Annotated in this window: 13 protein-coding genes; 9 read left to right on the top strand and 4 right to left on the bottom strand. The window is 65.1% G+C overall.

Annotated elements, in window-relative coordinates; genetic code table 11:
• Positions 1-928: MFS transporter (locus ACO48X_RS05825; protein WP_485001173.1), on the bottom strand; the 928-nt coding region annotated here is incomplete at its 3' end.
• A 283-nt stretch (positions 929-1,211) separates the two neighbouring features.
• Between ACO48X_RS05825 and aspS the strand changes: the two genes are divergently transcribed.
• The 3 genes from aspS (at position 1,212) to ACO48X_RS05840 (ending at position 5,014) form a co-directional block, all read left to right on the top strand.
• On the top strand, positions 1,212-3,014 hold the full coding sequence (gene aspS, locus ACO48X_RS05830; RefSeq protein ID WP_485001174.1) for an aspartate--tRNA ligase: 1,803 nt from the start codon (positions 1,212-1,214) through the stop codon (positions 3,012-3,014).
• 112 nt (positions 3,015-3,126) lie between these two features.
• Entirely contained in the window at positions 3,127-3,441 is a 315-nt protein-coding gene (locus tag ACO48X_RS05835) for a hypothetical protein (RefSeq protein WP_485001175.1), read from the top strand.
• Positions 3,442-3,658: 217 nt separating this feature from the next.
• Positions 3,659-5,014: a PepSY-associated TM helix domain-containing protein gene (locus tag ACO48X_RS05840; RefSeq protein WP_485001176.1), complete on the top strand. Its 1,356-nt coding sequence runs from the start codon at positions 3,659-3,661 to the stop codon at positions 5,012-5,014.
• On the opposite strand, the gene ACO48X_RS05845 is transcribed toward ACO48X_RS05840, so the two are convergent.
• Entirely contained in the window at positions 4,958-5,512 is a 555-nt protein-coding gene (locus ACO48X_RS05845) for a hypothetical protein (protein WP_485001177.1), read from the bottom strand. The two genes, ACO48X_RS05840 and ACO48X_RS05845, sit on opposite strands and share 57 nt — an antisense overlap.
• Before the next feature lie 30 nt (positions 5,513-5,542).
• On the opposite strand from ACO48X_RS05845, the gene ACO48X_RS05850 reads away from it, so the two are divergent.
• Complete coding sequence (locus ACO48X_RS05850; RefSeq protein ID WP_485001178.1) at positions 5,543-6,127, top strand: TetR/AcrR family transcriptional regulator; 585 nt, start codon at positions 5,543-5,545, stop codon at positions 6,125-6,127.
• 45 nt (positions 6,128-6,172) lie between these two features.
• Here ACO48X_RS05850 and ACO48X_RS05855 read toward each other — a convergent pair whose 3' ends face one another.
• Together ACO48X_RS05855 and ACO48X_RS05860 are read right to left on the bottom strand one after the other, a co-directional pair.
• Positions 6,173-6,625, bottom strand: a complete 453-nt coding sequence (locus tag ACO48X_RS05855) for a GNAT family N-acetyltransferase (RefSeq protein WP_485001179.1) — start codon at positions 6,623-6,625, stop codon at positions 6,173-6,175.
• A gap of 169 nt (positions 6,626-6,794) precedes the next feature.
• The gene (locus ACO48X_RS05860) at positions 6,795-7,532 is read right to left on the bottom strand and encodes an RBBP9/YdeN family alpha/beta hydrolase (protein ID WP_485001180.1); all 738 of its coding nucleotides are present in this window, start codon (positions 7,530-7,532) and stop codon (positions 6,795-6,797) included.
• Positions 7,533-7,797: 265 nt separating this feature from the next.
• Here ACO48X_RS05860 and ACO48X_RS05865 point away from each other — a divergent pair, with 265 nt between their 5' ends.
• From ACO48X_RS05865 to ACO48X_RS05885, 5 genes are all read left to right on the top strand, one after another.
• Complete coding sequence (locus ACO48X_RS05865) at positions 7,798-8,154, top strand: MerR family transcriptional regulator (protein WP_485001181.1); 357 nt, start codon at positions 7,798-7,800, stop codon at positions 8,152-8,154.
• Positions 8,155-8,175: 21 nt separating this feature from the next.
• A complete protein-coding gene (locus tag ACO48X_RS05870) occupies positions 8,176-8,619 on the top strand; it encodes a putative immunity protein (protein ID WP_485001182.1) in 444 nt (147 codons plus the stop codon).
• A gap of 225 nt (positions 8,620-8,844) precedes the next feature.
• On the top strand, positions 8,845-10,185 hold the full coding sequence (locus tag ACO48X_RS05875; RefSeq protein WP_485001183.1) for a replication-associated recombination protein A: 1,341 nt from the start codon (positions 8,845-8,847) through the stop codon (positions 10,183-10,185).
• Between the two features lie 110 nt (positions 10,186-10,295).
• Entirely contained in the window at positions 10,296-10,916 is a 621-nt protein-coding gene (gene rpsD / locus ACO48X_RS05880; protein ID WP_485001184.1) for a 30S ribosomal protein S4, read from the top strand.
• Positions 10,917-11,059: 143 nt separating this feature from the next.
• Positions 11,060-11,295 (top strand): alanine--tRNA ligase-related protein (locus ACO48X_RS05885; protein ID WP_485001185.1); only part of this gene is annotated, 236 nt, incomplete at its 3' end.

An 11,295-nucleotide genomic window follows, 5' to 3' on the forward strand; every position in this document is an offset into this window, starting at 1 on the left:
CCTCAGTGGGGCGCCAGCCGTGGATCTTTTGCAACAGGAGGGGAAGGAAAGCCTCGGTGCCGAGCAAAGTGCCGCTGCTCAAGCCGCGCATGAGAATCGTCGAAGCGAGGCCCCGCCGGGCGACGTACGTGCCGCGCGGAAGCAGAGGGCGAATGAAAACGAAAGTCAAAACCCCGGTGAGAACGACGGCGGCGTACACCGCGCCGGTGAACTTCTCCGGCGGAGTCCCGGAGAGGATTTGCAGCCCCGCGATGGATGCGCCCGTGAGTACGGAGGGGATCATGATTGACGTCCAGCCGACGAGCGGCCCGGGGTCCGTTTTCGGCAGGCGCTTGAGGACGACGAGCAAAAGGGGAAGGCCCAAAAGGAAAAGGACCGGGACGCATCCGAAAACGGCCCTCCAATTCAACGATTCGACCATCCAGCCTGCCACGACCGGCCCGACCATCGACGGCAAAATCCAGGCGCCCGAAATCATGGCGAAAATGCGACCCTGACGATCGGGGCGGACATGGCTGCCGAGAATCGAGTACAGCGGGACTATGCACATGCCTCCGCCCAGGCCTTGAACAGTTCTGCCGACCACGAAGAGCTCCATCGCGGGGGCTGCCGTGCACGCCGCCAAACCCGCGGAAAGGACGCCGAGGCCCGCTAGTAGGCACGCCTGGGACGAGCGAGCGTCGCACCACAGCCCGGCAAGGGCCGTTGTGACGAGCTGCGCGGCGAGGGGGATGCCCATGGCGAGCGCGTAGAGATTCTGCCCGTCGAGCTTGTCTGCGACGGTTGGCATGGCCGTTCCCACCGCCACGGCCTCGAAAGCGATCAGCGATACGCAGCCGACCGTCAGCCAGGTGAAAAGCCTCTCGACGACCGGGCTCAAATAGACGTTCGCGGGAGAGAGCGGCGTTTTCGTGTCCCCTTTTTCCATGTGCCCCTTCTTTTCGTGCAGGTGAGACAGCATTCTCTCACCGCGAAGACGATCCGCGACAATGCGGCGTGGCGGCTGCGGCGCCGCGGTCCGGTGCGGCATCGCAAACTGGCGCGGGGCCGTTTTGCGACCAGGCGTGGAATCGCAACCCGGCGCCCGGGGTGTCCGCAGCGCGTCGCGAAGCAACTATCATTGAGCAGTGGCCGCCGCTCTTCTGGCGGGGCCGGGCGGCCGCGGCGGCCCAGATCGAAAAGCAGCGGTCCAGATCGAAAAGAGGTAGAACGTGCTCCGCACACGCATGGCCGGTTCTCTCCGGTCGGAAGACATCGGCTCGTCGGTCACTCTGACCGGATGGGTCGACCGCCGTCGCGACCACGGGGGAATCGCATTCATCGACCTTCGCGACGCATCGGGGATCGTCCAGGTCACCGTTCGCGAAGAAGTGGCGCACGAGCTTCGCAACGAATACTGCCTCCAAATTGTGGGAGTCGTGCGCGAGCGGCCGGACGGCAACGCCAACGCCGCGCTGTCAACGGGCGAGATCGAGGTGGAGGCTGCCGACGTCGTCGTCCTCAACCCCTCCGCCCCGCTTCCCTTCCAAGTCTCCGAGCACGCCGACGAGCAGGCTGGCGAGGAGGCTCGCCTGAAATACCGATACCTCGATCTGCGGCGGGCCCCGATGCAGCGCGCCGTCCGGCTGCGGTCCGAGGCCTCCCAGGCGGCCCGCAAGGTTTTGCACGGCCACGATTTCGTGGAAGTGGAGACGCCGACCCTGACGCGTTCGACCCCCGAAGGCGCGCGCGACTTCCTCGTTCCCGCGCGGCTGAACCCCGGATCGTGGTACGCGCTGCCGCAGTCGCCGCAGCTCTTCAAGCAGCTGCTCATGGTCGCGGGTATGGAGCGCTACTACCAGATCGCACGCTGCTATCGAGACGAGGACTTCCGCGCCGACCGCCAGCCCGAATTCACGCAGCTAGACATCGAGATGTCCTTCGTCGACCAAGACGACGTCATCGCCGTCGCCGAGGACATTCTGCGAGAAGTGTGGGCGCTCATCGGATACGATCTCAAAAAGCCGATCCCGCGCATGACATATGCCGACGCCATGGAACGCTACGGCTCTGACAAGCCCGACCTGCGCTTCGGCCTCGAACTCGTCAATCTCACCGAGTATTTCGAGAACACGCCGTTCCGGGTGTTCCAGAATCCCTACGTGGGCGCGGTCGTCATGCCCGGCGGCGCGTCTCAGCCGCGCCGGGCCTTCGACAAGTGGCAGGAGTGGGCGAAGGCTCGCGGCGCAAAGGGCCTCGCATACGTGACGATCGCCGAGGACGGGAAACTCGGCGGCCCGGTCGCGAAAAACATCTCGGAGGCCGAGAGAGCGGGGCTGGCAGAAAAGGTCGGGGCCAAGCCGGGCGACTGCGTGTTCTTCGCCGCGGGTTCGCCGATCGAGGCGCGCGAGCTGCTTGGCGCCGCGCGTCTGGAGATCGGCAAGCGCTGCGGCCTCATCGACCCGAAGGCGTGGGCGTTCACTTGGGTCGTCGACGCGCCGCTGTTCAAGCCCTCGGGGGCGGCCGCCGCGGAGGGCGACGTCGCGCTCGGGCATTCGGCGTGGACCGCCGTCCACCACGCCTTCACCTCGCCCAAACCCGAATGCCTCGACTCCTTCGACGTCGACCCCGAAAACGCACTGGCCTATGCCTACGACATAGTTTGCAACGGAAACGAGATCGGCGGAGGGTCGATCCGCATCCACAGACGCGACGTTCAGGAGCGGGTTTTCAAGGTCATGGGGATCTCGGCCGAGGAGGCGCAGGAGAAATTCGGCTTCCTGCTCGACGCTTTCAAGTTCGGCGCTCCGCCCCACGGCGGAATCGCCTTCGGATGGGATCGAATCGTCTCGCTCCTGACCGACGCCCCCTCGATTCGGGACGTCATCGCCTTCCCGAAGATCGGCGCCGGCTGGGACCCCCTCACGGACGCGCCCGCGCCGATCACCGCGCAGCAGCGCAAGGAGGCCGGCGTGGATGCGAAGTCCCGCGAAACGGAGCCGGGCGAGAAGCAGGGAGAAGCGGGCCGAATCTGAATCTCGGTCGCGGCGCGCCGTTTGCAGGCGTTCAGATACGGCGCGGTCGAACGTCGAGGATTGCGAAATGCACGGTTGACGTCATTATTGCCTGTCATTAGCATTTTGCTCGATGAGCGAAAAAAGTAAGGGCACCCTGACAGACAGTCGGGATGCGAGCGATGTCCGCGCCGTTTCGCTAGGGCTGTGGGCATCGGGGCTCCGCTGCGTCATTGTCTACGTCATCGCGCCGGTCGTCGGCGTGTTTGGGCCTTTCGGCGTCGGCCTGGCGCTTGTGGTCCAAGCGGCCGGGGCGATGGTTTGCGTCGGCGGCGCCCGCAATCTTTGGATGCGGCGGCATCGTGCACGCTATGTGTACGCTGCCGTCGCCGCAGCGACATGCCTGTCGACGATCTCTGCGCTGCTGACGCCCGCCGGGCGTCTTTGAGAGGGGGCAAAACATGTCTCACGCAAACGAGCAGCGGAATTCCTCGGCCCGCGGCAAGCGGGCGAATCGAGACAAGGAGATCGCTCCGCCACCGAACCCAGCCGATTTCGAAAGCCCTTCCGGTCGAGCGAAACGGCCGCCGCGCACGTCGAAAAACCGGAAACCCTCGGCGTCGAGAGGCAGGAGGCGGCGCGGCCGGCAGAAAACGCGTCGCGCCATGGTGCTCGCACACAGGTGGGTTTCGCTGGTCGCCGGAGTCGTTTTGCTTGCCTTCACCACCAGCGGTTCCGTGCTGCTCTATAAGCAAGAGATAATCGAGGCGTCGAATTCTTCCGCCTATGCGGCCTCTGAAGGGCCCAGCCGCGTAACGCTTCCCCAAGCTTTGGAAATCGTCAAGGCCAACCATCCTAAAGACCCTCCGAAGTCGGCCACGCGCTTGGACGACGTCGTCGAAGTCGCGACGACGGACGAGAAAATCTACACCGTGGACCGTGCGACGGGAAGAGAGCTGGGCCAAGCGAAGACTCCGGAGTGGCTCGAGTTCCTCAGCAATTTCCACCTGTGCTTTCTCAGCTGCGAGGGGCAGGCAGGCTACGTTCCCATTATGGCTGCGGAGGTTCCGCACACGGCGTGGCTGACCGGAGGCGAAGAAAACGCCACCGTGGCCGCGCTGGTTATCGGACTGTATGGCCTGATTCTTCTGCTTCTCGTGGTCACCGGGCTTTGGATTTGGTGGCCGCGGCACGGCCGATGGCGCGCATCGGTGACTGTGCGTTGGGGGAGGGGGCGCTTCGCACGTGACACGGACTTGCACAAGGTGATTGGCCTGGCCTCCTTGCCCTTCCTCTTCCTCTGGGGATACACCGCGGCCGCTTTCGAGTTCGAGCCCGTAAGCCAGCTGTGGTATGCGATCACGCCGGGAACGGAGCAGGAAGCCCCTGAGCCCGCTTCAGAGGGCGAGGGGAAGGACATCTCTCCGGCCGAGGCTGTGAACGCCGCCCGCGCCCTCGCGCCCGGGGATCTGACCGGAATTGTTTTGCCGGACGCCGACAAGCCGACTTCGACGTACACCGTTTCGTTTTCCGACGGCGTCGACCCTTACGCGCACGGCTCGTCCCCCGGCAATGTGAGAATCGCCGTCGATCGCCATTCCGGGAAAGCCACGCGGACCGACAGCACCGGCAAAGAGCCGATCGCGCAGACAATATGGTCGTGGAACTTCCCGCTGCATTCAGGAGTGTTCATGAACGGCTGGTGGCGCATCATATGGCTGGTCTTTTCGTTGACGCCCTTGGCTCTGGCTGCGACGGGCCTTTCGACGTGGCTGGTGCGTCACAAGAACGCCAGGCGCAAACGTGAGGCTGCGGCTGCCAGAACGCGGGCAAAGCAAGGTGGAACGACGGGCACAGGCAATAGTCCGGGCGGAGCCGGTCGCGGCGCAAACCGGCGAAGGGGGCAAACGGGAGGCGAAGTCAACCCGCCTCGAGGAAACGGGGCCGACGTCGAGGACGTTTCCTCACCGCCGCCTGCGCCAGTAGCCGACCAATCCGACGGTCAAGGCGAAAGGCCATAGAGCCGCCGGACCGTACGCAGCGACTAAGACCGCGCGCTGCGCCGAGTTCATGCCCGCCATCGGAGTCCAGCCCTCCCAAACCCCCGCACTCACGCCTATGATCCGCACCGCAATCACGCCCACGACGAAGTAAAGGCAGAGCGCCCCGGCGCCGCCGACGATCGCAGCGAGGCGACGGTGGACGGTCTTTCCGCCCAGGCGCGGAACCCACTTCGGAACCTTTTCGCCCCAGCCGTAACACAAACCCAATGAAAGCGCTGCTGCGCCCACTTGCAGCGCGTCTAAAAGCAGAACATAGAGGGCGCCCGACGCGCTCGAACGGTAGATGCCGGCCTCCGCGAAACCTGTGTCGGCTCCGGCGAGCATCGCGGTGCGCCAGCAAACGGAGGGCAAGGGGCTGAGGAAGGCGATCCAGCAGGCTGCCTTTGCCCACCGTTGGGGTTTGCGGCCGACGGCGCCCGGGGAAGAAGCAAATAGATGCGGGAATCTAAAACTCATGGCCTCAATATACCGCTATACTCAGATGCCATGGCGCGTCCGGTGAAGTACAGCCTCGACCAGATACTCGACGGTGTCGCGATTGCGGCCCGCGAGCGGGGGATCGAGGTTTCGATTGCGGACATTGCAGCCGCGGCAAACGTGCCTTCGGGCTCGATATACCACCGCTTTTCCTCACGGCGAGAATTGCTTGTGCAGCTGTGGCTTCGCTCGATTCGCCGCTTTCAGGAGGGTTTTGTTCGAGCGCTCGACGGCGACCCGCCGGAGCGCGCCGTCGTCGCCGCGGCGCTTCACACGCCGACGTTCTGCCGGAGCAACCCGATGGACGCCATGGGAATGACGCTTTTCCGGCAGTGGGAGCTCGTCGATGACGCGCCCGACCCCTGCGCCGAGGATGTGCTGCATGTCAACGACGGCATCGACGCCGCCACGGCGAGGCTCGTTGAGCGTCTGCGCGGTTTCCGCGACGAGCGCAGCTACGGGCTGATCGTGGCGGCGACCCGCACGTGCCCGTACGGCTTGGTCCGTCCGCACGTCGGGTGTGAGATTCCCGAGTGGATCGACGAAGCCGTGGCCGCCAGCGCCGCGGCGATCGCCGGTCTCGCCGCGCAATAAGGGCGGTCTGTCGGCGAGTTCGCCGGTCACGCAGCGCAACGGGGATCAAAACGAGAATCGTGCGAAGCCGCGAACGCCGAGCTCGCCGAGGTCGGTCATTCCCACGCTTCGATAGAAGGAGGCGGTTTTCTCCTCGTCGTCGGTGATGAGGACGATCTGGGGCACGTGTGCGAAACGTTCAAGCGCCGCGGAGGCCAAACGCGCGCCTATGCCGCGGCGCTGCATGTCGGGGCGCACCAGAATGTCCTGTATGTAGGCGATCGAGGCGTCGTCTCCGACGGCGCGGGCTAGGCCGACGAGCTCGCGGCCGTCCCACACGCTCAGTTTCCACAGTGAGTTTTCGACGGCGCGCTGCAGCAGATCTGGGTTTCGGGTGTAATTCGACCATCCGACCGATGTGTAGAGGCCGACGAGGTCGCCCTTCGCAATCGGGCTGTTCTCCAAGTAATCCAGTGCGCGGTCTGCAGCGAGGCGGTCAGCGGAGCGGTCCGGTGCCATGAGACTGACTTTACTCTATTTCTCAGTCGCCGTTTCTCAGTCGCCGAGACCCGCCGCCCGACCACGTTTGCCGCTCTCGACCGGGCTTGCGGCCGAGTGAAGCGCTGCTAACTCGCGATTTTCAATTGAGCGGCGCGCCTTCCGTCCCCGCCGCCGAACAGAGCGCCGTCTAGGCCGCCGACAGCGCTTCGAGCACTTCGGGAAGCTCGGTGACGCCGTCGGACGCGAGAAAATGGCCGGCCCCGTGCACGGTCAGCGTTTTAGCGCCGATTCGCGCCGCGAACTCCTCGGACGACCCGGCCGGAACGAACGGGTCGTCGTCTGAGCGGATCACCGTTTCACGGCCGAAAACGCGCGGATTGGGGAAAGGGTTCTTTGAGAGGAAATTAGGCAGCTGCGAGAGTATGAAGCGGTCGACGTCGTCGTCCCCGGCAAGCGGAAGTTCGCAGGCGAAGGGCGCGACGGCGACGAGTGCGCCGAGCTGCGCGTCGCAGGAGGCGCCGCCGCGTGCTCGGGCCTGCGCGGCGCCGCGTTTGACGAGGCGTTGGATCGCGCGCAGCGCGGCAAGGCCGCCTAGGCTGTGGGTGACGACGGCCGTCTTCCGCGACAGGGTGCCGATTGCGTCGGTTGCTGCGAGGATCCACGAGGCCGCTTCGGGCGACTGGGGGCGGGGGAGCTCGACTGCCTCGGCGCCGGGAACGGCCCGCGTCAGCCAAGGAAACCAGTGGTCTGCGGGCGTGGCGCCGTAACCGTGGAGGATCACGACCCGCTCGAATGGAATTCCCCTGACGGAATCGCCCAAGGGGGAATCGACGTCTCTCGCAAATGAATCGGCGCCTTTCGCAAATGAATCGACGCCTCGCGCAAATGAATCGGTGCCTTTCGCAAATGAGTCTGAGTTTTTCATAGCTGAAATGCTCTGGCTTGACGCTAGCGTGAAGGTCAAAAGGGCATTGCGCCGCGTGATGGTTGCGCGGCGCCAAAAGGGCATCACGCAGCTTGGCGGTTGGGCAATGCGTAGAGGAGGCTGCGCAGCGTCGTCTAAGCGATCGCGCCGCAGTTGCGCACCGTCGGAAGGCGGCTGCAGCGGCGAACGAAACTCTGCGAGAATGGTGGCCGATCTCGGGGAGGACGCGAGAATGCGGACGATGCGTGAGGAAGGGACGTGAGACATGCGAATCGGCGAATTCGCGCGAATGGCCGGAGTGAGCGCCAGAGCCCTGCGCCACTACGAGACGGCCCGGCTGCTCGTGCCCGCGCGCACGCCTGGCGGATATCGCGACCACACGGCAGAAGACCTTGACACGGTTGAGAGAATTCGGCTGATTCTCAACACCGGACTGAGTGCGGCGGCGGCCAAGCGCTATCTCGATTGCGTACGCGCCGGAAGCGGCGAAGCGACGGTGACGATGTGCCCGAATCTTCGGCGCGAACTTTCCGAGCTCGAGGATCGGCTGCGGCGTCGCAGTGAGCAAATAGCGGCCGAACGCGCCGCTATAGCCCGTTTTGTGGCGTCGTCCCACGGCTAAGGCGTCTGATACCTTTTCCACGTGACGAATCTGCAGCCGAGGCCCGACGCCGCCGACCTCACGCTGTCCGAAGACGACCGGCGCGAGCTCATCAATTGGGCTGCTCGCTGCGTCCGCCGCCTGATGCCCGTCTTCGCCGAGCATCGCCCTTTAGACGATCGGCTTCGCCGCGCGCTGGACGCCGTCGACGAGTTTCGCGACGGAAGGCTGGCCGTCGGCCCCATGCGGGCGCATGCGTTGTCATGCCACGCTGCGGCTCGCGAGTGTGAAGACGCTGCAGCTCAAGCCGTGGCCCGGGCATGCGGGCAGGCGATCGCCGTCGCCCATATGGGCGGGCATGCGCGCAATGTCGAACGCTACACACGCAAGGCGCTGTCCGGGGCCGCCCTCGTCGCAGAACTTGAATGGCAGCGCGCCTCGATTCCGGCGCGGCTGCGCGAGTACGTTTTCGGCGGCGCTTCTTGAACCTTGGTTCTTGTCATGTGGATTCCAAAGGGACTTTTCGAACTCGCGATGCGTTTCGCGGTCCTTTTGGCAATATTTTCCAGTCATCGGCGCCTTTAGCGCCTCGCGCGACGGCTTCGAGTTGTCGGGCAGGCGCCCGGCGACTGCCAACTCGGTCGGCCGCGCTCGCATCAGGAAAACTCGCGTCTGGAAAAACTGTCGGAAGAGCCCGATAGCATTGACGGCATGGACCTTTTCGATGCGATGGGCGCGGACGACGTCGGCATTCCGGACGGAACAACCGGCCCTCTTGCCGCGAGAATGCGCCCGCGAACTCTTGACGAGGTCGTCGGGCAAGGCCACCTGCTGGCCGAGGGGTCGCCGCTGCGTCGGCTGGCGGAGGCGAGCGGCGGAGCGCCGTCGTCGGTGTTCTTGTGGGGGCCGCCCGGAACAGGGAAGACCACCTTCGCCTATCTCATCGCGCGTGCGGGAAACAGGCATTTCGAAGAGGTGTCGGCGGTTTCGGCCGGGGTGAAGGAGCTGAGGGCCGTCGTCTCGGCGGCGCGCCAGCGTCTGGCCACGAGCGGCCGAGAAACCGTCCTGTTCGTCGACGAGGTCCACCGATTCAACCGCGCCCAGCAGGACGCCCTTTTGCCCGCCGTTGAAAACGGCTGGGTCACGCTGGTCGCCGCGACCACTGAAAATCCCTCGTTCACCGTCGTCTCTCCGCTTCTGTCGCGCTCACTGCTCGTCACGCTCAAAGGGCTTGCCGAGGAAGACATTCGCACGATCGTCGCCCGCGCGCTCGAAGACGAACGCGGCTTCGCCGGACGCCTTTCGATCGCGGCCGACGCGCTCGACAATCTCGTCCGCATCGCCGGGCGCGACGGAAGGCGGTCTCTCACACTTTTGGAAGCTGCCGCCGAGGGGGCGCGAACGCGCGGCGAAACGACGATTGAACTGGCCGATGTCGCAAAGGCCTCGGACGGGGCGACCGTGCGCTACGACAGGGCGGGCGATCAGCACTACGACGTCGTCTCCGCCTTCATCAAATCGATCAGGGGGTCGGACGTCGATGCGGCGATGCACTACCTTGCCAGAATGCTCAGCGCGGGGGAGGACCCTCGTTTCATCGCGCGCAGGCTCATGATCAGCGCGGCCGAGGACGTCGGCATGGCCGATCCCTCCGCCCTGCAGACGGCAACGGCGGCGGCGCAGTCGGTCGCGCTCGTCGGAATGCCCGAAGCGCGGATCATCCTGGCCGAAGCGGTGGTCCACCTCGCCACGGCGCCTAAATCGAACCGGGCGTATATGGCCGTCAATGCGGCGATGTCCGACGTATCTGCGGGAAAGGCGGGCCCCGTTCCCGAGGCGCTGCGAGACACGCACTACGCGAGCGCAAAGGATCTGGGACACGGCGAGGGATACAAGTACGCCCACGACTTTCCCGGGGCCGTCGCACCCATGAAATTCATGCCGGAAGGGCTTGAAGGCGTCCGCTATTACAACCCCAGCGATCGCGGCTACGAGTCGCAGATCACCTCTCGGCTTGCGCGGATTCGGAAAGCGCTTGAGGAAGATAGCTGATACAATCCCATGGTTGTCCACCCGGGCAGCGTCAAACCTGGGGCCTCAGCCTTTGGGTCGGCCCCGCAGCCGCACGCGGCTGCGCATATAACATCGACAGGAGCAATTGAATGGCGGGAAACCGTTCTCGTAAACTTGTGCGCCAGTCCCGATCCCTGGGCATCGCACTGTCCCCGAAGGCCGAGCGCTACATGCAGCGCCGCCCGTACCGTCCCGGCGAGCACGGCCGAGGCCGCACCAAGGACTCCGACTACTCGGTCCGTCTGAAGGAGAAGCAGCGCCTTCGCGCCCAGTACGGAATCCGCGAGGCGCAGATGCGCCGCGTGTGGGAGGAGGCTCGCCGCGCCGAGGGCCTGTCGGGCGAAAACCTCGTCGAGCTGCTTGAAATGCGCCTCGACGCGCTTGTTCTGCGCGCCGGATTCGCCCGCACGATCGCGCAGGCGCGCCAGGTCGTCGTCCATCGTCACCTGCTCGTCGACGGGAAGATCGTCGATCGCCCCTCTTTCCGGGTCAAGCCCGGCCAGATCGTTCAGGTCAAGCCGAAGTCGCAGACCTCGCCGCAGTTCCACGTGGCGGCCCAGGGCGCGCATCGGGACGTGCTCCCGCAAGTTCCCGGATACCTCGACGTCGATCTCGAGAAGCTCCGCTTCACCCTGACCAGGCGACCCAAGCGCGCCGAAGTTCCGGTCATTTGCGACGTTCAGATGGTCGTTGAGCACTACTCGCGTTAATCGAATCCAAGAACGCGCCCCGCGGGGCGCGTTCTTGGCATCCTGCGGGCGCAGGCAGGTACTGCCCGCGCGCGTGAAAAACACGGGCTGCGGCCCGCGTATATGAAAAGCGGGCGCCGCGCCCGCCCTAGAAAAGGTCAAAAATGCGTACCGCCGAAATCCGTCAGCGCTGGCTCGATTACTTCGCCAAGCACGATCACCACATCGCGCCCTCGGTGTCCCTCGTTTCGCCCGATCCCTCGATCCTTTTCACCGTCGCGGGAATGGTGCCGTTCATCCCCTACATCCTGAACACCGAGCCCGCCCCGTGGCCGACGGTCGCATCCGTTCAAAAGTGCATTCGAACGAACGACATCGACAACGCCGGCATCACCACGCG

This window comes from Peptidiphaga sp. (assembly GCF_057238965.1).